At 44.1% G+C, this 23,105-nt stretch carries 31 protein-coding genes, 1 tRNA gene and 1 riboswitch; of the genes, 18 read left to right on the top strand and 14 right to left on the bottom strand.

The features are described from left to right. The first annotated feature begins 58 nt into the window (after positions 1 to 58). From tenA to cotO, 9 genes are all read left to right on the top strand, one after another. Positions 59 to 766 (top strand): thiaminase II, encoded by a 708-nt coding sequence (gene tenA / locus H7F27_RS14640; RefSeq protein ID WP_185848076.1) that lies wholly within the window; start codon positions 59 to 61, stop codon positions 764 to 766. Further along, entirely contained in the window at positions 744 to 1,361 is a 618-nt protein-coding gene (tenI, locus tag H7F27_RS14635; RefSeq protein ID WP_185848075.1) for a thiazole tautomerase TenI, read from the top strand. The genes tenA and tenI overlap by 23 nt, the downstream gene beginning before the upstream one ends. Beyond that, entirely contained in the window at positions 1,345 to 2,454 is a 1,110-nt protein-coding gene (gene thiO / locus H7F27_RS14630) for a glycine oxidase ThiO (RefSeq protein WP_024120936.1), read from the top strand. Before tenI ends, thiO begins: the two co-directional genes overlap by 17 nt. Then, positions 2,454 to 2,654 carry a sulfur carrier protein ThiS gene (thiS, locus tag H7F27_RS14625; protein ID WP_185848946.1) on the top strand — a complete coding sequence of 67 codons (201 nt, stop codon included), beginning with the start codon at positions 2,454 to 2,456 and terminating at the stop codon, positions 2,652 to 2,654. Before thiO ends, thiS begins: the two co-directional genes overlap by 1 nt. Then, on the top strand, positions 2,651 to 3,421 hold the full coding sequence (gene thiG, locus H7F27_RS14620) for a thiazole synthase (protein ID WP_185848074.1): 771 nt from the start codon (positions 2,651 to 2,653) through the stop codon (positions 3,419 to 3,421). The genes thiS and thiG overlap by 4 nt, the downstream gene beginning before the upstream one ends. After that, positions 3,418 to 4,428 carry a thiazole biosynthesis adenylyltransferase ThiF gene (gene thiF, locus H7F27_RS14615; RefSeq protein ID WP_185848073.1) on the top strand — a complete coding sequence of 337 codons (1,011 nt, stop codon included), beginning with the start codon at positions 3,418 to 3,420 and terminating at the stop codon, positions 4,426 to 4,428. Before thiG ends, thiF begins: the two co-directional genes overlap by 4 nt. Before the next feature lie 18 nt (positions 4,429 to 4,446). Then, positions 4,447 to 5,262, top strand: a complete 816-nt coding sequence (thiD, locus tag H7F27_RS14610) for a bifunctional hydroxymethylpyrimidine kinase/phosphomethylpyrimidine kinase (RefSeq protein WP_185848072.1) — start codon at positions 4,447 to 4,449, stop codon at positions 5,260 to 5,262. Between the two features lie 136 nt (positions 5,263 to 5,398). Next, positions 5,399 to 6,175, top strand: a complete 777-nt coding sequence (fabI, locus tag H7F27_RS14605) for an enoyl-ACP reductase FabI (protein ID WP_024120941.1) — start codon at positions 5,399 to 5,401, stop codon at positions 6,173 to 6,175. Positions 6,176 to 6,275: 100 nt separating this feature from the next. Continuing rightward, the gene (cotO, locus tag H7F27_RS14600) at positions 6,276 to 7,001 is read left to right on the top strand and encodes a spore coat protein CotO (RefSeq protein WP_081638279.1); all 726 of its coding nucleotides are present in this window, start codon (positions 6,276 to 6,278) and stop codon (positions 6,999 to 7,001) included. An 86-nt stretch (positions 7,002 to 7,087) separates the two neighbouring features. On the opposite strand, the gene cotZ is transcribed toward cotO, so the two are convergent. The 5 genes from cotZ to cotV form a co-directional block, all read right to left on the bottom strand. Beyond that, positions 7,088 to 7,537: a spore coat protein CotZ gene (gene cotZ / locus H7F27_RS14595; protein ID WP_185848071.1), complete on the bottom strand. Its 450-nt coding sequence runs from the start codon at positions 7,535 to 7,537 to the stop codon at positions 7,088 to 7,090. 127 nt (positions 7,538 to 7,664) lie between these two features. Beyond that, positions 7,665 to 8,153: a spore coat protein CotY gene (gene cotY, locus H7F27_RS14590; protein ID WP_003239243.1), complete on the bottom strand. Its 489-nt coding sequence runs from the start codon at positions 8,151 to 8,153 to the stop codon at positions 7,665 to 7,667. A gap of 150 nt (positions 8,154 to 8,303) precedes the next feature. Then, positions 8,304 to 8,813 carry a spore coat protein CotX gene (gene cotX, locus H7F27_RS14585; RefSeq protein ID WP_101860797.1) on the bottom strand — a complete coding sequence of 170 codons (510 nt, stop codon included), beginning with the start codon at positions 8,811 to 8,813 and terminating at the stop codon, positions 8,304 to 8,306. 99 nt (positions 8,814 to 8,912) lie between these two features. After that, positions 8,913 to 9,230 (bottom strand): spore coat protein, encoded by a 318-nt coding sequence (locus tag H7F27_RS14580; RefSeq protein WP_185848070.1) that lies wholly within the window; start codon positions 9,228 to 9,230, stop codon positions 8,913 to 8,915. Between the two features lie 40 nt (positions 9,231 to 9,270). Beyond that, the gene (gene cotV / locus H7F27_RS14575) at positions 9,271 to 9,657 is read right to left on the bottom strand and encodes a spore coat protein CotV (protein WP_185848069.1); all 387 of its coding nucleotides are present in this window, start codon (positions 9,655 to 9,657) and stop codon (positions 9,271 to 9,273) included. Between the two features lie 155 nt (positions 9,658 to 9,812). Here cotV and H7F27_RS14570 point away from each other — a divergent pair, with 155 nt between their 5' ends. The 4 genes from H7F27_RS14570 (at position 9,813) to H7F27_RS14555 (ending at position 11,301) form a co-directional block, all read left to right on the top strand. Next, entirely contained in the window at positions 9,813 to 10,169 is a 357-nt protein-coding gene (locus H7F27_RS14570) for a DUF1360 domain-containing protein (RefSeq protein WP_010333781.1), read from the top strand. Between the two features lie 285 nt (positions 10,170 to 10,454). Next, positions 10,455 to 10,661 (top strand): hypothetical protein, encoded by a 207-nt coding sequence (locus tag H7F27_RS14565; RefSeq protein WP_024120948.1) that lies wholly within the window; start codon positions 10,455 to 10,457, stop codon positions 10,659 to 10,661. Between the two features lie 81 nt (positions 10,662 to 10,742). Continuing rightward, positions 10,743 to 10,883, top strand: a complete 141-nt coding sequence (locus H7F27_RS14560) for a YjcZ family sporulation protein (protein WP_024120949.1) — start codon at positions 10,743 to 10,745, stop codon at positions 10,881 to 10,883. A gap of 163 nt (positions 10,884 to 11,046) precedes the next feature. Beyond that, positions 11,047 to 11,301: a sporulation-specific transcription regulator SpoVIF gene (locus H7F27_RS14555; protein ID WP_024120950.1), complete on the top strand. Its 255-nt coding sequence runs from the start codon at positions 11,047 to 11,049 to the stop codon at positions 11,299 to 11,301. 65 nt (positions 11,302 to 11,366) lie between these two features. Here H7F27_RS14555 and H7F27_RS14550 read toward each other — a convergent pair whose 3' ends face one another. Next, entirely contained in the window at positions 11,367 to 13,646 is a 2,280-nt protein-coding gene (locus H7F27_RS14550) for an ATP-dependent helicase (RefSeq protein WP_185848068.1), read from the bottom strand. Between the two features lie 115 nt (positions 13,647 to 13,761). Here H7F27_RS14550 and H7F27_RS14545 point away from each other — a divergent pair, with 115 nt between their 5' ends. Beyond that, positions 13,762 to 14,016, top strand: a complete 255-nt coding sequence (locus tag H7F27_RS14545) for a hypothetical protein (RefSeq protein ID WP_024120952.1) — start codon at positions 13,762 to 13,764, stop codon at positions 14,014 to 14,016. Between the two features lie 71 nt (positions 14,017 to 14,087). Here H7F27_RS14545 and H7F27_RS14540 read toward each other — a convergent pair whose 3' ends face one another. From H7F27_RS14540 to H7F27_RS14530, 3 genes are read right to left on the bottom strand one after another with little or no spacing between them, the layout of a single operon-like run. Beyond that, entirely contained in the window at positions 14,088 to 14,510 is a 423-nt protein-coding gene (locus H7F27_RS14540; RefSeq protein WP_024120953.1) for a GNAT family N-acetyltransferase, read from the bottom strand. 4 nt (positions 14,511 to 14,514) lie between these two features. After that, positions 14,515 to 15,030 carry a YjcG family protein gene (locus H7F27_RS14535; RefSeq protein ID WP_010333788.1) on the bottom strand — a complete coding sequence of 172 codons (516 nt, stop codon included), beginning with the start codon at positions 15,028 to 15,030 and terminating at the stop codon, positions 14,515 to 14,517. A 28-nt stretch (positions 15,031 to 15,058) separates the two neighbouring features. After that, the gene (locus tag H7F27_RS14530; protein WP_024120954.1) at positions 15,059 to 15,781 is read right to left on the bottom strand and encodes an esterase family protein; all 723 of its coding nucleotides are present in this window, start codon (positions 15,779 to 15,781) and stop codon (positions 15,059 to 15,061) included. 166 nt (positions 15,782 to 15,947) lie between these two features. Beyond that, positions 15,948 to 16,068: riboswitch (SAM riboswitch) on the top strand. Between the two features lie 67 nt (positions 16,069 to 16,135). Here H7F27_RS14530 and metI point away from each other — a divergent pair. Both metI and metC read left to right on the top strand, forming a co-directional pair. Beyond that, the gene (gene metI, locus H7F27_RS14525) at positions 16,136 to 17,257 is read left to right on the top strand and encodes a cystathionine gamma-synthase/O-acetylhomoserine thiolyase (protein ID WP_095713630.1); all 1,122 of its coding nucleotides are present in this window, start codon (positions 16,136 to 16,138) and stop codon (positions 17,255 to 17,257) included. Next, a complete protein-coding gene (metC, locus tag H7F27_RS14520; protein WP_101860794.1) occupies positions 17,250 to 18,422 on the top strand; it encodes a cystathionine beta-lyase in 1,173 nt (390 codons plus the stop codon). The genes metI and metC overlap by 8 nt, the downstream gene beginning before the upstream one ends. A gap of 32 nt (positions 18,423 to 18,454) precedes the next feature. Here metC and H7F27_RS14515 read toward each other — a convergent pair whose 3' ends face one another. Further along, positions 18,455 to 19,000, bottom strand: coding sequence for a GNAT family N-acetyltransferase (locus H7F27_RS14515; protein ID WP_101860793.1), 546 nt, complete (start codon positions 18,998 to 19,000; stop codon positions 18,455 to 18,457). A 57-nt stretch (positions 19,001 to 19,057) separates the two neighbouring features. Continuing rightward, complete coding sequence (locus tag H7F27_RS14510; RefSeq protein ID WP_101860792.1) at positions 19,058 to 20,248, bottom strand: DUF819 family protein; 1,191 nt, start codon at positions 20,246 to 20,248, stop codon at positions 19,058 to 19,060. A 172-nt stretch (positions 20,249 to 20,420) separates the two neighbouring features. Here H7F27_RS14510 and H7F27_RS14505 point away from each other — a divergent pair. Next, positions 20,421 to 20,493, top strand: a tRNA-Val gene (locus H7F27_RS14505). A gap of 279 nt (positions 20,494 to 20,772) precedes the next feature. Here the strand turns inward: H7F27_RS14505 and H7F27_RS20935 are convergent. Together H7F27_RS20935 and H7F27_RS20930 are read right to left on the bottom strand one after the other, a co-directional pair. After that, positions 20,773 to 21,228, bottom strand: a complete 456-nt coding sequence (locus H7F27_RS20935) for a hypothetical protein (protein ID WP_257963047.1) — start codon at positions 21,226 to 21,228, stop codon at positions 20,773 to 20,775. A gap of 53 nt (positions 21,229 to 21,281) precedes the next feature. Further along, a complete protein-coding gene (locus H7F27_RS20930; RefSeq protein ID WP_260627274.1) occupies positions 21,282 to 21,917 on the bottom strand; it encodes a response regulator aspartate phosphatase in 636 nt (211 codons plus the stop codon). 276 nt (positions 21,918 to 22,193) lie between these two features. Here H7F27_RS20930 and H7F27_RS14495 point away from each other — a divergent pair, with 276 nt between their 5' ends. Beyond that, positions 22,194 to 22,481 carry a putative quinol monooxygenase gene (locus tag H7F27_RS14495; RefSeq protein ID WP_223203927.1) on the top strand — a complete coding sequence of 96 codons (288 nt, stop codon included), beginning with the start codon at positions 22,194 to 22,196 and terminating at the stop codon, positions 22,479 to 22,481. Between the two features lie 357 nt (positions 22,482 to 22,838). On the opposite strand, the gene H7F27_RS14490 is transcribed toward H7F27_RS14495, so the two are convergent. Further along, entirely contained in the window at positions 22,839 to 23,066 is a 228-nt protein-coding gene (locus H7F27_RS14490; RefSeq protein ID WP_185848067.1) for a spore coat protein CotU, read from the bottom strand. Positions 23,067 to 23,105 lie beyond the last annotated feature (39 nt).

The following is a 23,105-nucleotide window of genomic DNA, read 5'->3' as shown; positions in this document are numbered from 1 at the left end:
AAACCACTTTTCCTTGCGGGAAAGTGGTTTTTTTATTATCAGACAGGGGGAATGACGTGTGAAGTTTTCAGAAGAATGCCGCAGTGCAGCCGCAGAATGGTGGGAAGGCAGCTTTGTCCATCCATTTGTTCAGGGGATCGGTGACGGAACTCTCCCGATCGACCGCTTTAAATATTACGTGCTTCAGGATTCTTACTATTTAACTCATTTTGCAAAGGTGCAATCGTTCGGTGCCGCTTATGCAACGGATCTTTATACAACAGGACGCATGGCCAGCCATGCTCAAGGTACATATGAAGCGGAGATGGCGCTTCATCGCGAGTTTACGGAGCTTTTGGAAATCAGTGAGGAAGAACGGAAGTCATTTAAGCCATCTCCTACCGCTTACTCCTATACATCCCATATGTACCGTTCGGTTTTGAGCGGGAATTTTGCAGAAATCTTGGCAGCTCTTCTCCCGTGCTATTGGCTTTATTATGAGGTTGGTGAGAAATTGCTGACATGTGATCCGGGGCATCCGATCTATCAGAAGTGGATTTGTACCTACGGCGGTGACTGGTTCAGACAGCAGGTGGAAGAACAAATTAACCGTTTGGATGAGCTGGCGGAAAACAGCACCGAGGAAGTGCGTGCCAAGATGAAAGAGAATTTTGTTATTTCCAGCTATTATGAATATCAGTTCTGGGGAATGGCTTATCGAAAAGAAGGCTGGTCAGACAGCGGCGTAAAAGAGGTGGAAGGGCTTGGAGCTGCACGCCATAACTGATGACCGCAAGCCGGTTGAAGATCTAGCGAGATCAATTATAGCCATTCAGGATGAGGTTGATTTCATCCATATTCGTGAACGGTCTAAATCGGCGGCTGACATTTTGAAACTGCTGGAGCTTATTTCTCAAGGCGGTGTTGATAAGCAAAAGCTGGTGATGAATGGCCGGGTTGATATTGCGCTTTTTTCAAATATTCATCGCGTTCAGCTGCCGAGCAGCAGCTTTTCGCCGAAACAAGTAAGAGCGAGATTTCCTCACCTGCACATTGGGCGATCGGTGCATTCACTTGAGGAAGCGCTTCAGGCAGAAAAGGAAGACGCTGATTATGTTTTGTTCGGCCATGTGTTTGAAACGGATTGCAAACAAGGCCTTGATGGCAGAGGCGTGTCTTTGCTTTCAGAAATCAAACAGAGGATCTCGATTCCGGTTATTGCAATTGGCGGAATGACACCTGCCAGATTAAGAGAAGTGAAACAAGCAGGTTCAGACGGTATCGCTGTCATGTCCGGAATTTTTTCTTCCGATGATCCTTTGGAAGCTGCCAGACGATATTCCCGCAAGCTAAAGGAGATTCAGTATGAAAAGGCATTATGATGCAGTTGTCATTGGAGGCGGAATTATTGGTTCTGCGATCGCTTATCAGTTGGCAAAAGAAAAGAAAAACACCGCATTGCTTGAAAGCGGAACAATCGGCAGCAGAACAACAAGCGCCGCGGCAGGGATGCTTGGCGCCCATGCTGAGTGCGAGGAGCGGGATGTGTTTTTTGATTTCGCCATGCACAGTCAGCGTTTGTATCAGGGTCTTGGAGAGGAGCTATTTGCATTATCCGGCATTGATATCAGAAGGCATGATGGCGGTATGTTTAAGCTTGCATTCTCCGAAGAAGACGTGTCCCGCTTGAGACGGATGGACGATTTGGATTCTGTCAGCTGGCATACAAAAGAAGAAGTGCTGGAAAAAGAGCCGTATACGGCCGGTGAGATTTACGGGGCGAGCTTTATTCAGGACGATGTTCATGTTGAGCCTTATTTTGTATGCAAGGCATACGCTAAATCGGCTAAAGCGCTTGGTACGGACATTTTTGAGCATACTCCCGTTCTCGATGTGACGCGTGGCGGTGAATCCATTTTGATCAAAACGGGTTCCGGTGACGTGCATGCGGACCATGTCGTGGTTGCCAGCGGGGTCTGGAGCGGGATGTTTTTTAAACAGCTCGGGTTGAACCAGTCATTTTTTCCTGTAAAAGGAGAGTGCCTGTCTGTTTGGAATGATGATATTCCGCTGACAAAAACACTTTATCATGATCATTGCTATATCGTACCGAGAAAAAGCGGCAGACTGGTTGTCGGCGCGACGATGAAGCCTGGTGATTGGAGCGATAAGCCGGATCTTGGCGGACTTCAGTCGGTTATGGAAAAAGCGAAAACGATGCTGCCGGCGATTCAGAATATGAAGGTTGATCGTTTTTGGGCGGGACTGCGTCCGGGGACAAAGGACGGAAAACCATACATTGGCAGACACCCTGAGGACAGCCGCATTTTATTTGCGGCGGGCCATTTCAGAAACGGGATTCTGCTTGCTCCTGCAACGGGTGCTTTAATCGGTGATCTCATTATGAATAAAGAGGTCAAGGCAGACTGGCTGCACGCCTTTCGAATTGATCGCAAGGAGGCGGTTCAGATATGATGCTTCAGCTGAACGGTAAACAAGTTGAGTGGGGTAGAGACACAGGTACGATTCAGGATTTGCTTGCGTCTTATCAGCTTGAAAATAAAATCGTGATCGTTGAAAGAAATAAAGAAATTATCGGCAAAGAACAATATCACGAGGTAGAGCTGTGTGATCGTGATGTCATCGAAATTGTCCATTTTGTAGGAGGCGGATGAGAATGCTAACAATTGGCGGGAAACAATTTCAATCAAGGTTGCTGCTGGGCACGGGAAAATATCCATCGTTTGACATTCAAAAGGAAGCGGTGGCTGTTTCAGAGTCTGATATTTTAACATTTGCTGTGCGGAGAATGAATATCTTTGAAGCGTCTCAGCCTAATTTTCTGGAGCAGCTTGATTTATCAAAATATACGCTACTGCCAAATACAGCAGGCGCCAGCACGGCGGAAGAAGCAGTTCGAATTGCACGGCTCGCGAAAGCATCCGGGCTCTGTGACATGATTAAAGTCGAAGTCATTGGATGCAGCCGTTCCTTGCTGCCCGATCCTGTGGAAACGTTAAAAGCGTCTGAACAGCTTCTTGAAGAAGGGTTCATTGTGCTGCCGTACACCTCGGATGATGTGGTGCTGGCGAGAAAGCTTGAAGAGCTTGGTGTTCATGCCATTATGCCGGGGGCTTCTCCGATTGGATCGGGGCAGGGAATTTTAAATCCTCTGAATCTGTCATTTATCATTGAACAGGCGAAAGTGCCGGTCATCGTGGATGCCGGAATCGGATCGCCAAAAGATGCGGCATATGCAATGGAGCTTGGAGCGGACGGCGTACTGCTGAATACGGCCGTATCAGGTGCGAACGATCCGGTGAAAATGGCGCGCGCCATGAAGCTCGCGGTAGAAGCAGGCCGTCTATCTTATGAAGCAGGCCGCATTCCAGCCAAGTCATATGGGACGGCAAGCAGTCCGGGAGAAGGTCTTCCTGTATGACGGACAGGTATTCCAGACAGGAGCTGTTTGCTCCAATCGGCCGCGAAGGCCAGAAGAAACTGAGAGAGGCGCGCGTTGTGATCATCGGCGCCGGCGCACTGGGAACAGCCAGCGCAGAGATGCTGGTGAGAGCGGGCGTCGGATCGGTGAAAATCGCCGATAGAGATTACGTCGAATGGAGCAATCTTCAGCGCCAGCAGCTTTACACAGAAAATGATGTCAAAAAGGAACTGCCGAAAGCAGCAGCAGCTGAGCAGCGTCTTCGTTCCATTAACAGTGATGTGGATGTGACCGGACTTGTCATGGATGTCACAGCAGAAAACGTATCCGAGCTGATTCGCGGCGCATCAATCATTGTAGATGCCGCCGATAATTTTGAAACCCGGCTCATTGTTAACGATGCTGCGGTGAAAGAAGGCATTCCGTTTCTTTACGGCGCTTGTGTGGGGAGCTACGGTCTCACGTTTACTGTATTGCCGGGAGTAACACCCTGCCTTCATTGTTTACTCGATACTCTTCCGATTGGCGGTGCGACATGCGACACAGCCGGCATTATCAGCCCGGCTGTTCTGCAGGTTGCTGTCCTTCAGGTGACAGACGCCCTGAAACTGCTGACGGGAGAGGAATGCGAGCCTGTGCTGCGCTCCTTTGACCTGTGGAACAATGAGCGGTCAGAGGTAGGAGCAGCGGGACTTAAAGATGACTCGTGTCCAAGCTGCGGCACAAAGGATTTTCCGTTTTTATCATACGAAAACCAAACGAAAGCAGCAGTATTGTGCGGCAGAAACACGGTGCAAATCAGATCCTCTTTCACAAAAGAAGCAGATCTTGACGTGTTGGCGGGGCAGCTGAGGCAGGCGGGGCTGGAAGTAGCAGCGAATCCGTATTTAATTTCCTGCCGCTCGGATGACATGAAAATGGTGCTGTTTAGGGACGGCAGAGCATTGATCCACGGAACAAATGATATTGCCAGGGCAAAATCCATCTATCATAAATGGATCGGGTAATAAAAGGAGTGTAGTGTAATGAGTATATATAAAGCCTTGACGATCGCCGGCTCTGACTCAGGCGGCGGCGCGGGGATACAGGCAGATATTAAAACCTTTCAGGAGCTTGATGTATTCGGAATGTCTGCCATTACGGCGGTAACTGCTCAAAATACACTTGGCGTCCACGGCGTGTACCCGCTGACTGCAGAGGCATTGAGAGAGCAAATTGACGCTGTGGCGGAGGATTTGAGACCGGACGCCGTAAAAACAGGAATGCTTTGGAATGCGGGAATGATTGAAGAAGTGGCAAGGAAAATTGATCAATACGAATTAAGCCGGGTGATCGTTGATCCGGTTATGATCGCGAAGGGCGGGGCGTCCTTGCTTCGCGATGAATCAATCGCTACGCTGAAGGAGCTGCTGATTCCAAGAAGCTATGCGATCACGCCGAATGTGCCGGAAGCAGAAGCGCTGACGGGTATGGCGATCCGTTCGCTTGATGACCGGAAGAAAGCTGCGGAACAGCTGGTGAAGATGGGTGCGCAGCATGTGATTATCAAAGGCGGGCACCAGCCTGAGGACAATCACATTACTGACCTTCTTTTTGATGGAAACATGTTTATGCAAATCAGCCATCCTTATATCGATACGAAGCATACGCATGGCACAGGCTGCACCTTTGCTGCGGCTTTAACAGCCCAAACCGCTAAAGGAGACAGCATCCATCAGGCATTCGAGGTTGCTGCCAACTTTGTCCGCGAAGCTGTGGAAAATACGCTCGGCATCGGATCGGGCCACGGACCGACAAATCATTTCGCTTTTAAACGAAACAGTATAAAAATAAACCGATGAGACCACCTGCTTATGGTGGTCTCTTTCATGTTTGACTTTGGTATGCGCTTTTCATCTGGACAAGGTTATGATATGATAGGTATTAAGATCAGGTACTAATACTATGTCTTTAACAAATATAGGAGGCTTTATACATATGAATTTTTCACTTGAAGGCCGCAACATTGTTGTTATGGGAGTAGCCAACAAACGCAGTATCGCTTGGGGAATTGCGCGCTCTTTACATGAAGCGGGCGCACGATTGATTTTCACATATGCAGGTGAACGCCTGGAGAAATCTGTTCATGAACTCGCTGGAACTTTGGAGCGGAACGATTCCATTATCCTTCCTTGCGACGTGACAAACGACGCGGAAATCGAAACTTGTTTCGCAAGCATTAAGGAGCAGGTCGGTGTGATTCACGGTATTGCGCATTGTATCGCGTTTGCCAACAAAGAAGAGCTTGTCGGCGAATACCTAAACACAAATCGTGAGGGCTTCCTTCTAGCTCACAACATCAGCTCATACTCACTGACCGCTGTCGCAAAAGCGGCGCGTCCGATGATGACTGAAGGCGGAAGCATCGTAACGCTGACTTACCTTGGCGGAGAGCTCGTTATGCCGAACTACAACGTGATGGGTGTAGCGAAAGCTTCTCTTGACGCAAGTGTGAAGTACTTAGCTGCTGACTTAGGAAAAGAAAATATCCGCGTTAACAGCATTTCTGCTGGTCCGATCAGAACATTGTCTGCTAAAGGCATTAGTGACTTCAACTCCATCTTAAAAGACATTGAAGAGCGTGCGCCGCTACGCCGCACGACTACACCTGAAGAGGTGGGAGATACAGCAGCATTTTTATTTAGCGATATGTCCCGAGGCATCACAGGTGAAAATCTTCATGTTGATTCAGGTTTCCATATCACTGCCCGCTAAGCAGATTCACCATCAAGCAGTCCCAAATAGGGATTGCTTTTTTATTTCTTCTGATTTTCAGCATTCTGTCATATAGATAGAATATGACAGAATCGGAGGGATGAAGATGTCTAATAAGAAAAGAAACGCGGATAAAAAACCGCTCATGTATATTGTTCAGCCGGATTATATGGAAACACGCTCGTCCATGCAGGAGATCGTCATTAAAAGAAAAGCCAAACCGGCTCCGACAAAAGCAGAGGAACAGCCGGTTTATCATGAAAAAGAGCGGGAAGACATTCAGGTAAAAGGTGCAATTGAAACAGAGGAAAAAGAGAGGGAAGACATTCAGGCAAAAGATGCTCAGCAAACAGAGAAAAAACAGGCAGAGGAACAAGTGAGTCAGCAAAAACAAGAGGCGAGAGAGCCGGAGAACCAGAAAAAGCAGCAGGAACCGTTAGAAGAGCCGCAGGCAATTGAAGACACCGCCAAACAGCAACCTCAGGAAGCGGAAAAAAAGGAAGAGCCTGCACCTGAAGCCCGTAAGCCTGAAAAGGAACCGGAGGCTGTGCATAATGCAGCTAAAGCTGAAGAAAAGACACCGCCGGCCAGAAAAGTGAAAAAACCGATGAGCAAGATGTCCATCCATGAAAAAATCGACTTTTTAACAAAACTGCCGCATAACATGCCGAGAGCGCTTTGTCTGATTGAAGCCAATGGGAAAACGTACAGAGGCGTGATTGTCGGAAGAAGAAATGATTCCGTTCTGCTTCGGACGACCGGAAACGGCGCTCCGACTGAGCTGGCGATCGATGATATCACATCTCTGCACCCGTTAGGTTTTTAATGAAAGCAAAAAGCTGCCCGGCAGATCGTTCCGGCAGCTTTTTTACATAGAGAAAAGCCTGCAAATCTGCAAGCTTTTCCGCCTTATCATGAATGATGATGTGTACGATTGATTAAACGGGGATTTAAGCAATTGATCGCGCAGAAGCAGTCTAAATCCACTTCAATGCAGTAGTGCGTTTTTTCAAGTCGGAACACTTCACAAATCGTGTCTTTATCGGTGAAGTCCAAAATGTGTTTGTGTTCGTCAAAAGCGATTAATAAGGATAGTGTCGCGCAGCTGCCATGAACTTTTTCCACTCTAAAAAATACTGTATTAAAGCAAGGTCCGTTATCCAGCTCGCCGACATTACCGAAGGCGACTAAAGGCTTTGATTTTGATGTAAATATTGCAAAAGGCACTGTATCGCCTAATGAATGGCTTACAGACAAAAGCTTGGAATGGCAGCCGACCGGGCAATCCTCTTCAACCGCGTTTTGCAGATCTTCAATTTGTTCTACCGCTTCACGCACGCAGCTTGATGTTTTCTGGCTCATATTATCCCTCCTGCCTTGTAATTTTGAGACTGGCGAAATGATGGAGAGTCAGCTGCCTCACTTTCGAAGCAGCTGAATAATTTGCACCTGTAATAGAGCTTGGAAGGGGATTCCTCTTTACAAGTGTTTATCCATTGTGATGATGCTTTTTATCTTTATGAGGCGAAGTTCTGTCAACTAACTCTGGTGACAGGCATTGAATCGCACAGAAGCATCCGAGGTCCACTTCGATGCAAAAATCTGTTTTTTCTAGCCCGAAGAAATCCGGGTCGCAAGGGTGGCAAACACTTAAGGTATCGCCTTTGACATCGACCGGGCGTAAAATAGAAAGTGTTGCACAGCAATCGCATAATTTTTCAACGCGGAAGAAAATGGATTCAAAGCATTGCATATCATCCACAAATCCCCCCACGTTTCCGAATGTGGAGAACAATCCGCCTTTTTTATCAAAAACGAGAAACGGAATTGTGTCTTTTCCAGCAATCGTAGGGTTTAAAAGGTTGGTATAGCAGCCAGTCGGACACTGTTCTTCAACTGCCTCCTGCTCTGCTAAAATCTTTTCCACTGCATCGCATACACAGTTCTCATGCCGGCCATGGGTTTTTCCGCAGCTCATTGATTTCAGCTCCTTCTTTATAGGGTATTTGACTTTAGTCCTTAACAACATATGTACTTGTGCCTCACTTGGTGTGGGTGAACGTCTATATATTCATCATATGCGGGAAAATAAGAAAAAGCAGAGCGTTTTTAGCTCTGCTTTTAGGTTCTAGAGGACAAGAGTGATAACTAGGACGGCGATAAGAACGTTTGTTGCTGTAGAGATAAGGGTTGCGATATCGGCATCTACTGTTGTAACGTTTACGCCGCGGGAGCATTCGATAAGAAGTTTCTGGCGGTTTACTTGCTTATTGGCTGTCAGCTGCAATAAATCTTGTGCGACTAATTCGGCAATAACTCCGTCTGCAATTGAGGTAAGAGCTACTGTAAGGACAGCTGCATTAAGTGCTGTTACAACAGATGTTACGGCTTGAACGTCTGTAGACGAAACGTTGATGTCACAAGAGTCTCTGATAATAATTGTCTCATCGGAGACTTGTTTGTTGAGATTTGCCTGTGCCAGATCTTGATTGATAAAAGCATTGTCGTCGCCAAAACCATTGCCATTGCAACAAATATCACAATTACATTTTCTATCTTCTTTTTCTTTCTCTTTGTGATCTAACGGATGGTCACAGTCAGGATCAAGTGCAACCCAAGAGTATGGTCTGCTTTCCATATCTATTCCTCCTTTTCTTTTACTGTTATTAAATGATCGAGCCTCTTACTTTGACTGAGGCATATATCCTGATGAAGTTCCCTATTTTTATAATTGGTGTTAATTGTTATTGTTTTGCCGTCTTTTTCTGAGCTGTTCAATGAGCTGCTCTCTGCGGCTAAGCGGTTTATCGCTCTTTTGCTCTTGCACAGCTTCTTCTTCGTTTTTCTTCTTTTGTTTTTCAGCTAGCTCCGCTGATTTCGCTTGCAAGTCTTTTACCATATTCAAAAGCATTTCCTTTTCTTCATCTGATACTTTTTTCATTTTGTCTTTCGTGATGCCGTGTTTAACAAATATATTTTGAACCAGCATTTTCATCATTGGATCAACTTCCGGAAGCTTTTCAAGTTCTTCTTTGATTTTATCGTTATCTGACATTTGTTTTCACCTCGACTTTTTAGTTTGTGAAAAGAAAGGATTAAAGGACGTCAAGTTCAAGGAGAATGCTGTTTAGCACCTGAAGCAAAAGTTGTACAAAGATTATTATTTCATCGGCAGACAAAGTAATCTTGATATTTCGGCTGTTGATAATTTTAATGATGGTTCTTTTTTTGATTTGGGAGTTATCGAGGATGAGTATTTCGCTTGCGACTGCGTCAGCTAAGTTCTCGTCGGCGATGACGAGCTGTGTTGCCAGGATAATCATTGTTGTGACCAAGGCTTGTATAGAAAGGGCAGCTGTTATATGTGACGTATCTATTGTGATATTTTCGCAATCAATGACTTCGATCTGCTGCTCGAATTCGCTAGATAATTGCTCAAATATTTCAGGATGCAGGGATTCAACTTTTTCTTCAAATGACATAACCTTCACTCCTTTCTTATCCATACTGTATATAATGCAGAAGAGGTGCAGAGCGGAATAAGAAAAATAACCAATTTTCAACAGGACAAGATACAAATTCATGAAAGCTAGGGTTTCTGCATATATGTGAAGGGGATGATGAAAGGAGTGAACCAGTGGTTATCAATTGGCTGTCTCTTTTCCTTCTTTCGCTTGCGGTCTTCCGGCTCGCGCGTCTTTTCGTGTTTGATACGATTATGGCGCCGCTGCGCAGCCTTTTTCATGAAGAGAAGGAGGAAAAGGACGCGGACGGGAACATTGAAACGTATATTGTCATAAAGGGAACGGGTGTGAGGGCGTTTATCGGTGAATTGCTGAGCTGCTATTGGTGCACAGGCGTGTGGTGCGCCGGCTTTTTGATTTTGTGCCAGGCCTTTATTCCAGAGGCGGCCCAGTGGCTGGTTTTGCTGCTGGCGATCGCAGGGCTGGCCGGTATTATTGAAACCCTTGTATCAAAATGGCTGCAGGAATAAGGCATTCCCATCAGCAACTTTCCGTCAGTATCCGCATAAAGTAGCATATATGACATAAGGAAAGGAAGGGATCAAAGTGAATCAATTTAACAAACCTTCCCAAAAAACTCCATATACAGATTCATCGTATCAAACAAAAAAGGTCAAAAAGAAAGGCTGCGGGTGCGGCAGTAAAAAGAAAAAACCTCAATAGCCTGACCCTGACAAGAGACCGGAGATGTCCGGTTTTTTGTTTTTTTAACAATGCTGATTCGCTCAGCATATGTCATGAGAGGGGGGGATTTCATGAACGAGTTTGAAAAATTCATAGAGGGCAGGTATGGCACGCACGATCAAAAGCAAAACAAACATGACAAGACGATCAAACATATTGAAAAGGAATTGGCTTTATTTGACGAAGCCGGCCTGTCGTTTGAACAAGAAATTGAAGAATTGGCTGAAAAGACGGAAGACTTACTGAAAAAACGGCAGGCTCAGCATGATCCATCATAAATCCGCAAACGCCCTATGCGGATATCCAAGCCGATCATGATATCTCACATAGTGTATAGAGAGTAAAGGAGGTGCTTAGTTATGGGCTTTGGTTACGGAGGCTGCTGCTACGGCGGCGGTTATGCTGGAGGATATTCAGGCGGTTACGGTTCAACATTCGTTCTTGTGGTTGTACTGTTCATTCTTCTCATCATCGTAGGTGCATCTTTTTTTAACTACTAAGAAATGAATGAAGGAGGAAGTGCGGATGATTCCCGTGCTTCTTCCTACTTTATGTACCCTTTGCTGCTTTTTAAATCAGTAACTTATTTTTGATTGCAAATTATCACATTATGCGTAAAGCGTTCATACAATACTGTATTACTCCGCCAAAAGGAGGCGTATCATGGATAATCAATTTTTTAAGAACATTGAAAAGAAAACAGGCGTGAACATGCAGGATGTCATGAATCTTGCTGGATCACTTCAAAACGCCAATTTTAAAGATGAAAACACAGTCCGCAGCGTCATTAAACGCGTGGCGCAGCTGGCAAACAGACGCGTGCCGAAAGAACTGGAAGATAAGATTGTCCAGTCCATTACAAGCGGAAAAGAAAAGCTTGATTTTGGAACGATTTCTAAAATGCTGGATAGTAAATAAGCGGATGGCCTGGGCAGCGGGCCTTTTTTACAGTGAAAAACCCGGCAGTATCACTGCCGGGCTGTTTATTTGGGCAAAGGCTGTCTCGTTTGCTGCAAAAGAGGATACAAAAACCTTGAACGGTGGGCGGTTTTGCCGCGCCTGTTTGCGGGACAAGACAAATATAAATGCTGTTTGGCCCGTGTCATTGCAACGTACAGAAGGCGTCTTTCCTCCTCAAGCGGAGCTTCGTCTCCCTTTCTCGCTGTTTCTAGTGAGAAATCATGCGGGATGGAGCCGTCTACCGTGCCTAATACATAGACGGTTTGGAATTCGAGGCCCTTTGACCGGTGAATGGTCATCAGCTGCACGCCGTTTTCATCCGTTTTGTTTTTTTCAGCAGCCCGCATGTGATCAACATGGGCGAGAAAGTCAGGGATGGTTTTGAATTTTTTGGCGACAACCTTGACGTCACGCAGGTCATCAGAGCCTTTTTCCAGCTTATTTCCTTCGTTGCCCCGTTTTTTTAAGTATTCGGAGAAGCCCATTTTTCCTTCGGCAAAGGTAATGGCTTCCACCGGCTTCATGGTGCGGATGCTTGCGAAAAAGGGCACGATTTTTTTGATTTTATCCAGCTGGAACGGCTTCAGATCCGGCAGTTTGGCCAGCGCCTTGATCATGGAGCAATCCTCCGTAATCGATAGCGCCTTCAGCGTGTTTAAAGCAGACTGCTTTAGAAATAAGGCAGGCAGCAAGTGTTTAATCGCTTCAGCATCATCCTCGTTTTGGCTTGCGTACAAGTATGCGAGTATCTGGCGGACGATCCTTCTGCTGTAAAAGGACTGGACGCCGCGATCTGCGGTATACGGAATTGATGATTGATGAAGCCTTTCATAAATGGCGCGGCCGGCGCTGTTTGTCCGGTAGAGAACCGCAAAATCTTCAGGTTTTGCGCCGTTTTGAATTTTTTCTTTCATATCGGAAACCACCATTGTCGCTTCTTCTTCTTCGTCATAAGGATAAAACAGCACAGGGACCTGCGCGTCGTCACGTGCGGCTTCCAGCATCTTGGCATACCTGTTTTTGTTCTTTTTCACGACAATATCAGCACTGGAAACGATCGGATGTGTTGAACGGTAGTTCGCTGTTAAATAGATTGTTTTGGCACCGGCATAATCCTTTTGAAAATCCAGAATAAAAGAAGGGCTGCTGCCGCGAAACGCATAGATTGACTGATCGTCGTCACCGACACAGCACAGGTTTTGTTCCGGACTCGCCAGCATTTGCATGATTTTATATTGAACCGGATTAATGTCCTGAAACTCATCGATTAAAATATACGTAAACCTAGATTGATATTGCTCCAGAAGGTCAGGCCGTTCGATAAACAGTTCATAGCAGGCTGATGCCATATCATCAAAATCAAATTGGCGGTGTTCTTTTTTCTGGCGCTCATAATATTCGTATAGGCGGTAAACTTGTTTTTCCCACTCATCCTTTAAAGGAATACGTTCATTCGGCAAATAAGTGTTTTTCCAGAAGCCGATTTGCTGCAAAGCCTGATCGACGGGAAACTCTTTCTCATCTACGCCTTCTTCATAGAGTGCTTTTTTCATATATTGTTCCTTTTGCCACTCCATTTTCAGCAAATGTTCGCCATTCCATTTGGCAGAATCATAGTGATATAGGATTTTATAAAACAAGCTGTGGAATGTTCCGGTGACAAGTCTTCTGACTTTTGACGGCTGTAATCCGTACTGCTTCGCCATGCGATCTTTCATTTCCGCGACGGCTTTTGTTGTAAAGGTGACAAGCAGCATATGTTCCGGCGGTATGTCTAAGTGTTCGATCATGTGGGCAGCGCGCGCGGTCAGCACACGTGTTTTTCCGCTTCCTGCACCGGCAAGCACCAATAAAGGGCCTTCCGTTTCCGTGACAGCTTTCAGCTGATCTGTGTTTAAGCCGACAGTCGGAAAAAGGCTCATATCAGGTGTTTCCGGTCTTTTTATAAAAGGTGTACCAGGTTTAATATGTCTTGGAGTCTGCCAATCCGTGACACCGGGTGCCGAATCAGCTGATATCGCTTTTCCTTTAGGCAAACGAAAGACGCCGGATTCCTGAAAGTCTTCTTTTCTCTCTTCTTTCGCCGGTTTCGGTTCGCAGGCTTCCTCACACGCCGGGAAATCACCAGGCTGCCGGTGAATAAATGCAGGCGGTTCAGCGATGTTGAGCCTTAACAAAACAGGCTTTCCGCAATGAGAACAAAATAAATTCCCTTTTATTCCTTCTTCATAGAGGAATTGATAATGTTCTCTCGAATATGTATGTAAATGTATTGTTCGATCATTCAGTCGGGCGCATTTCAAAAAGGGGTCCTCCCAATAAAAAGGTGTTCATTACAGACAAAGACTATCATATCAAAAGAAACGTGTTTCAAAAAGTAAGTTTAAGGGAAAAGAACAGCAGAAGGGTGGGGATCGTATGATATATGCAGGTCAAATTCAGAACCAGCAATACGCTCAATATGCCAATCGCACAATAGGCCATAAACAGGATTATGCCGGAACAGAGAAGATCAGCTATGTCCCATTTCAGCGGGTATACAAGGAACTTGAAAAGCAGCAGGAGAATCTAACGGCTGCTGAAAGGAAAGTAAACGAGGCGAAACGTAAGCGCTCTCTTTATAAAAGATTGCGAGAAAAAGGGATAGGCACATCTATTAATCGATATGTATAAAAAACCGTTCACATGAGAGAGCGGTTTTTTATATGCGAAAAAATCCGGATCTCAGAAGACCCGGATGGTGTTTAATCCTTAATCATTTGCAAATGGGGAATGCCAGCATCGAGAAATTCCTTTTCAGACAGCACCCGATATCCATGTTTTTTGTAAAATGGCACTGCTTGTGTCTGCGCATTTAACATAAAACCTGAAGCACCGCCGTCTGCTGCCGCTTTTTCCAGCGCTTTCATAATGATGCCGCCGACACCGGCTGAGCGGTGGCTTTTTAAGACACAAATTCGCTCTAATTTGCCGTATCCGTTCTTTAGCCGCCATCTTCCGGCGCCGACCGGCTGATCTCCGTCATACACCACAATATGCTCTGATTCGTTTTCTAGCTCATCAATTTCTTCTTCAGCTGGTACGTTTTGTTCTTTGACAAAGACTTCTTTTCTTACATAAAATGCATCTTTCATTTGTTCTTCATTTTTTGCGATAACTGCTTCCAATCGTTTATTCTCCTCCGCCTAACAGGAACGTTTCATATACCGTCCACGAACCGTTTTCCAATTGATACAGCAGATGAAAACGGTCAACAATTTCTTCATGAGATACTTCCTGCATTTTTAACTGCCCTAATACATCCGAATGCTCATCGTCGGAAAGGTTTTGGCCGACCGTCACATGCGGAACAAAATTGTATTCCTGATTACCGGCTAATACACCGGTGTAAAGTTTTTCATTCAGTGTTTTTAATTCTTCCGTCGGTTCTGCTTTAATGTAAATGACATTATTGACAGGCGCAAAAGAACTGTATTTGGTCATTTTGAGAACAATCGGATGAGATTCTTTAGCGATTTCTCTCAATTGTGATACCAATTCACCGGCTTCCTCTTCTGTAAATTCAAATGAAGATCTCAGCGTCAAATGAGGCGGGATCAGGGAATAGCTCGGATCATAGCGCTTTCTGTAAGAGTTCGCGAGATCTTGCAGTTTTTTTGATGGAAATAAAACAATTCCGTATTTCATAGTATGTCCCTCCTGAAAATAAAGTATGTTAGAGCATTTTTTTCAGAGCCGGCGTAATGAGCGGCTGCCAGTATGTCCACTTGTGGTCTCCGTCAAATGGCTCAAAATAATAATCGGAAAGCTTTTCCTCCAAAAGCTTTTTCAGCTCCTGATTCGGTTCTGTGAAGTCCAAAATATTGCCGTCTGTCGTATGGACGTCTGTTTCTTTTGTTCCGATTTGGTGATAAAGAGAGAGGTGTTTGATATCGTCTGACTGTTTCACGGCTTCTAATACATGTTGATCTACATAGGGAGACTGCATGATGATGTTACCAAACATATTCGGATAATCAAGCGCTGTCATAAGAGAAACGGTCGCTCCGAGAGAATCACCGATCAGTGTCCGCCCGTAGCCGACTTGGTACGTCGGAAATTCATGGTCCGCAAAAGGAACTAGCTCGTGGGCAATAAATCGTTTATAAGCCGAAAACTTAGAACCTTCCGGATGATAGGTTTTTCTGCGTTCTTTTACATCCTTGTAAGGAACACCGATAATAATGCATCGGTCTATTTCTCTTTTGGACAGCAATTCCTCCACTTGTCTGCCGATTCTCCCCAGCCTGAAATAATCGTGGCCGTCCTGCGCGATAATAAGATGATATTTATAAAGAGGGGAGTAGTTTGACGGCAGATAAACGAGTACTGTCATTTCCTCGTTAAGCTCTTTTGAAAAGAGCTTCTTTTCTTGAACTGTGCCGTTTTTCGGTGCCATAATACATTCCTCCAGGACATCACTAGACTTTCTTGCGTTTGAAATTATTGTACCATGAATTATTAGAAATTTCTCTCTTTAAACAGTTCGGTGCCCGAAGAAAAAAGTATTGAAATAAACTGCAAATTGCGCTAATATAAAACAATCAGAAAATTGAAATCGATATTTCTTATCGTGAGAGGTGGAGGGACTGGCCCTTAGAAACCTCAGCAACCGGCTTGTTTTGCATACGTGCAAAGCGCCAAGGTGCTAAATCCAGCAAGCGTACTATGCTTGGAAGATAAGAAGAAGCGTTAAACCCCTTCTTCTTATGAAGAAGGGGTTTTTATTTTGAAAAGGGAAGGTGTCAGCTATATGTCACAGCACGTTGAAACGAAATTAGCCCAAATCGGAAACCGAAGCGACGAAGTAACGGGAACAGTGAGTCCCCCTATTTATTTATCAACTGCATACCGCCACAGAGGGATCGGCGAATCGACCGGATTTGATTATGTTCGGACAAAAAACCCGACACGCCAGCTTGTTGAGGACGCGATTGCCAGTTTAGAAAATGGAGCGAGAGGGCTTGCCTTCAGTTCGGGAATGGCAGCGATACAAACGATTATGGCGCTGTTTAAAAGCGGGGATGAACTGATCGTTTCATCGGATTTGTATGGCGGCACGTACCGTCTGTTTGAAAATGAATGGAAAAAATACGGCTTGACCTTTTATTATGATGATTTCAGCGATGAGGACTGTTTACGCTCCAAGATTACACCAAATACAAAAGCGGTGTTTGTGGAAACACCGACAAATCCGCTGATGCAGGAGGCGGACATTGAAAAGATCGCCCGGATCTCAAAAGAGCACGGTCTTCTGGTGATTGTTGATAACACATTTTATACACCGGTTTTGCAGCGTCCGCTTGAGCTCGGAGCCGACATTGTCATTCACAGCGCAACCAAATATTTAGGCGGCCATAACGATTTGCTCGCAGGCCTTGTTGTTGTAAAGGATGAACAGCTTGGAGAAGAAATGTTTCAGCATCAAAACGCCATCGGCGCGGTCCTGCCTCCGTTTGACTCATGGCTTTTGATGAGAGGAATGAAGACGCTCAGTCTCAGAATGCGCCAGCATCAGGAGAACGCGCAAGAGCTTGCGGCCTTTTTAGAAGAGCAAGAAGAAATCAAGGATGTGCTTTACCCGGGAAAAGGAGGCATGCTATCCTTCCGTCTGCAAAAAGAAGAGTGGGTGAATCCATTTCTAAAAACACTGAAAACGATTTGCTTTGCAGAAAGCCTCGGCGGGGTGGAGAGCTTTATTACATACCCTGCCACACAGACGCACATGGATATTCCTGAAGAAATCCGTATCGCAAACGGTGTCTGCAACCGTCTGCTGCGTTTTTCAGTCGGAATTGAACATGCGGAAGATTTAAAAGAGGACCTAAAACAGGCTTTATGTCAGGTCAAAGAGGGAGCTGTTTCATTTGAGTAATCACAATTGGACGCTGGAAACCCAGCTCGTGCACAATCCATTTAAAACAGACGGTGCAACCGGGGCGGTCAGTGTACCGATCCAGCACGCCTCGACCTTCCATCAATCTTCATTTGAAGAATTTGGCGCATATGATTACAGCCGCTCAGGCACGCCGACAAGAACAGCTCTCGAAGAAACAATTGCCGCACTGGAAGGCGGAACGAGAGGGTTTGCTTTCAGTTCAGGCATGGCTGCGATCTCAACAGCATTTTTACTTCTCTCACAGGGCGATCACGTTCTTGTGACAGAAGATGTATACGGCGGAACCTTCCGCATGGTGACAGAGGTTTTGACCCGTTTTGGCATTGAGCACACGTTTGTTGATATGACGGATATCAACGAAGTGGCGCGGAATATCCAGCCAAACACAAAGGTCATTTATATGGAGACACCGTCAAATCCGACACTTGGAATTACTGATATTAAAGCGGTTGTCCAGCTTGCAAAAGAAAACAGCTGTCTGACCTTTCTGGATAATACATTCATGACACCGGCACTGCAGCGTCCGCTTGATCTCGGCGTGGATATTGTGCTTCACAGCGCAACAAAATTCCTGAGCGGACACAGCGATGTGCTGTCAGGACTGGCTGCTGTCAAGGATGAAGAGATTGGGAAGCAGCTGTATAAGCTGCAAAACTCGTTCGGCGCCGTCCTTGGCGTGCAAGATTGCTGGCTCGTGCTGCGCGGCTTAAAAACATTGCAGGTCCGTTTAGAAAAAGCGAGCCAAACAGCGCAGCGGCTTGCGGAATTTTTCCAGAAGCATCCGGCGGTGAAACGCGTGTATTATCCGGGGCTGTCTGATCATCCGGGGGCCCAAACCCATAAAAGTCAGTCGATGGGAGCGGGTGCTGTGCTTTCTTTTGAGCTTGAAAGCAAAAAGGCCGTTAAGAAATTAGTAGAGAATGTATCACTTCCGGTCTTTGCTGTGAGCCTTGGCGCCGTCGAATCGATTTTGTCCTATCCGGCAACGATGTCTCACGCGGCAATGCCTAAGGAAGAGCGTGAAAAACGCGGCATCACAGACGGCCTGCTCCGTCTAAGTGTGGGAGTCGAACATGCAGATGATTTAGAACGTGATTTCGAACAAGCGCTGAAAGAAATTGCGCCCGTAGCTGCGCGTTAAAAAAGAAGCCGGGCGATATCCCGGCTTCTTTTTTATTTTTCATCATCAGGATTCAGAATCGCCAGTACTTGATGATCCTCCCATTTTCCATTGATTTTCACGTTTTTTCGGGCAATACCCTCTTTATGAAATCCCGCTTTTTCTAATACGCGCATGGACCCCAGATTGCGAGGCATGACACCGGCTTCAATGCGATGCAGCTTCAGATCGTGAAACGCATAATCAACAATCAGTCTGACCGCCTCTGTCATAAGGCCCTTTCCGTTATGGGCTTTATCTAAAAAGTATCCAATAAACGCGCATTGCAGCGCTCCGCGGATGATTTGGAAAAGGGAAACCGTCCCGATTAATGTATGGTCTTTATTTGTGAAGATGCCGAAGTGATACTCTTGGTCATTTACCAGCCTTTGCTGATATTGTTCGATCCTTTTTCTCTGCCCTTCAATCGTATAGTAATCGTCTGCGCGAATCATGGAGAACTGTTCAAAAAATGCCCGGTTTTCGCTTTGCAGCCGAAGATTCTCTTCAGCATCTTCTGTTTCTAAAGGTCTTATATAAATGGTATGTCCTTTTAACATACAGTGATCTCTCCGTTTCTCTTACATAGTATTCTGAGGAAAGTGTGAAAATCCTTTTTATAAAAAGGAAGAAAACCAATTTCCCATAAAGGTGCCAACATAATTGCCGATCAAGTAGCCGAGTGTGCCGACCAGCATAATCGGTGCAACAAGCTCCCGCCATCCTTTGGCAATCGCCATCGCAGCTGCTGTCGTAGGGCCGCCGACTGTGGCGTTTACGGCAAGCAGAATTTCCTCAAGGCGCACGCGGAACAATTTACCGACAGCTAAGGAAACCGCTAAATTGCTGATGGCGATGATAAAGACAAATAAGAGAATAAGAGGCGCATTTGTGATGATTAACCGGAGATCTGCAGGAATGCCAATCACCACAAAAAACAAATAAATCAAGTAGGTGCCAAGCTCCTGAGATCCATTGAGCCTTTCAAAAAAACGAGGGAACAGAAAGATGATAAGAACGGTTAAAGACGTAAGCACAAGGTACTGATCGCCAAGCGTCCCGGTCAAAAGGGGATGAGAAAACGTAATTTTGAAATAGCCGGAAATCTTACCACTTACCGCAACAAGGGCAAAAGCAGCTCCAGCGTTAAAGGCAATATCCTTTAATGAAATGTCCTTCCGCTTCCAATAGCTTTCCGCGCTGTTACCATTGTTTCCTTCCGCTTTTGCCTGATCTTCAAACGGCATCGCATAATGACGGCGAAACCATTTGAGTGAGGGAATGCTGATTAAAATAAAAAACAACAGCGCCATCATAAAGTTATCTGCCACAACCGTTGCCGACACATATTCGCCCGGTGTCTCAAATTTCGCAGCCATCGCCGCAAAATTAATCCCGCCGCCAATATAGGAGGCACTGATCATCCCGCCGATCTTATCTAGATAGGGAATATGCTGTTTTAATAGAAAAAAAGCGAAGATGCTGCCAACCACTGTCCCTAAGGAGCTTATAAGAAAAATAAACAGCAAACGCCTGCTTTCCTTAAAAATCTGCCGCACATTGATCTGAAACAGCAAAAGAGGAATCGCAAGCGGCACCACATATGACCATACGGTATCGTATACAGGGGATTCAACAGGAAGCACTCCTATATTTGTAAACACCATTGCACCTGCCAGCGCGATAATAGCGCCAGACACAGCGGAAGCCCACTTAAACCGCTGCTCCAGCCCGATGCTCACTGCCGCCCACACCGCAATAAATCCCCATAATACCCATACATCATCAGAAGAAATCAAAGAATGCAAAACCCCATCACCCCTATTGTTAGAAAATTAAGACATATTATAATAGCCGATGAACATAACAGCAAGTCCGAAAAAAGTTTTTCTGAAAAAGCAGTTGACGAATAGAAGGGAAGGTTATATAATAGAACTTGTCAGAAAGACAACAACATACCCAGCAACACATACATATCATGATTCCGTAGCTCAGCTGGGAGAGCGCTACCTTGACAGGGTAGAGGTCGCTGGTTCGAGCCCAGTCGGAATCATAGCTTAAACCCTTGCGTAGCAAGGGTTTTTTACTTTTTATAGGGGTTGTCGGTTTTATTAATGCAGAATATGATTTAAATGAAAACCCAAGAATAAAAATTGAGTTGAGAAGATAAAGTAAAAACCCCATTTGTAAAGTCCAAAATGGGGTTATTTCTTAGATTTCATATTAAGTTGCTGCTCTATCTGCGACCTTATAAGTGGACTGCTCAGAAAGAGCGTATGAAGCGCTAGATACTCCAACAACGCCAAGCAAGAGCGCTAAACAAATTGCAATTTTACATTTTTTCATTTAAATGTTTCCCCCTTTGAATTTGTTTGCGTGCTTCAATTGCCATTTGATAAAAATCGACCGCATCATGTCTGTCTTCTTTGTTGGTCAAAAAATCAGCAACAGCAACAGCGTATTCTTCCATATCACCGTAAAGGTTTTTCTCTTCGAAGAACTTGAACACTTCTCTAAGTGTTTGTAAGTCGAATGATAAATAAAGACCTTTAACCAGTTTTAATTTCTCGGTTACTTCCTGGTTGTTGTGTCGGGCAGCAACCTTCTGACCTTCCTGGTATAATTCTAATGCAGTCTTTAAATCATTTTTCTTTGCTTTGACATATGCCAGATTAAAAATCGCTTTGGACTCATAAATGTGCTTTCGATTCTTATGAATTTCATAGGTGATTTGAAAATGTTTCTCATAATTGTCAAGTTCTTCAAGATTATTATAACATAATCCCACATTAAAATGAGCTGAACCAATTAAATGTTGCTCCCCTATTTTTATAGCATCATTTAAGGCTTTTCAGCTGTTTCTAAAGCGTCCTCATAACACATTTTATCTAGCCAGTTCCCAAAGATAACAAACTGACATTGGACCATTTCTTTGCCATATGTAAGGTTCCCCTGAGCATCTTTTTGCTCTTTAAATATAGAGTATGCTCGCTGGGCATAATTCATTGAAAAATGAGTCTCTTTCATATAGTAATAGACTTCTGACATTTTGAAATAGAACTCTGCCTTATCTGTATTTGCGTTTTTATCTAATTCGGCTTCGCGATAATATGTTAAAGCAATAACTAAATCTCTCGTTCTAAAATGATACATGCCGGTAAAAAAATGATAATAGAACTCTATTGTATTGGTGAGGGATTCAGGGGCCATATTTTCCCTTGTCTTTTTGAGGTAAGCATAAACACCATCTATATTTTCAGAGTCAGGTTCGAGATACGACAGCATTATTTCGTGCCGTAGCTTTAATAGCTGAAGATAGACTGCAACCTTTTCATTTTTCTCCATCATATCGAATTCTTTTTCAACTTTTCTTTTCATTTCTTTTGCTTTCTCAACTCGACCCTGCTTTATTACAACATACCAATGATTAATGTCTGTAGTTACATAATGATATGGGATTAAATCCGAAACAGACAATCAAATACCTCCTTTTATTTACATATATTTAATATTATACCGCTAAGGACCCCCTCTAATAGAGTATTTTTTGAAAAGTCCCTCTATTTAGATTAAAAAGGGTCGGAATAAACATAAATAAGGACCATATCGTCTGATATCGACCCTTTAGCTTGCTTTAGAATTTATAGAAAATTGGTCTAAAAGGCTATCGATGTCGTTTAATGATGTATAAATGACATCTACATTTTTCAAGAAAATGTTATAATGAAAAGTCATAAAATGATGTGAGGAGGAATTTCGGTGCATTACATAACTGCATGCTTAAAAATCATCAGTGATAAAGACCTTAATGAAATAATGAAGGAATTTAAAAAACTTGAGGAAGAAACAAACAAAGAAGAAGGGTGTATTACATTCCATGCTTATCCGCTTGAACCATCAGAACGCAAAATAATGCTTTGGGAGATTTGGGAAAACGAAGAAGCTGTTAAAGAACATTTCACGAAAAAACACACAAAAGACGTTCAAAAACAAGAATTAACGGAAGTAGAATGGTTAATGAAAAGCAATGTGAATGAGTAAAAGGTTCCTTAAAAACATTCAATGGCTAAGAATCAACCACCTGTAATTAAGTAGTAAAGTGTTGGCGGATTGTTGTCCAATTCTGCCAACAATCATCATTTTCATTCAGAAGTCATCAGATGTACAATTCAATAGGCTTTGAAATAAAAGGGCAAACTTGATTTTTTGGCTTAGAAATTCATTGAGCGTGTCTCTTTTTAGGGTCAAAATCATTGAAAAGTTCAGCGGTGTTTAATTTGAACCTGGATAGGAACATAAAATCTCAATTTTCTAAGAAAAGCTCCCACACAATAGGGAGCTTTTCTATTTTCACATCACTTGATATAAAGCAGAAACTTTTATAGATGTTTAAGAGATTTAGTGATGTTTTTTATACGATTCGACAAAATCATAATAATGATCATCGTCATCATAATACTTTTTATCGTAATGATAATCGTGATCATCATCATACTTCTTGTCATGATCAAAATCATAATACTTATTGTCACAATCATAATGCTTCTTATCGTGGTCATAATACTTTTTGTAATAAGTTTTTTTCCAAGTGTAATACTCTTCTTTATATTTTTTATAATAACCCAATTTAAGCCCTCCTATTATTTTAATCAATATTAATATATG

The sequence above is a fragment of the Bacillus sp. PAMC26543 genome (assembly GCF_014250375.1).
Lineage (GTDB): Bacteria > Bacillota > Bacilli > Bacillales > Bacillaceae > Bacillus > Bacillus halotolerans.
Note: the sequence above shows the minus strand (reverse complement) of the source record. Positions and strands in the feature narration are given on the sequence as shown.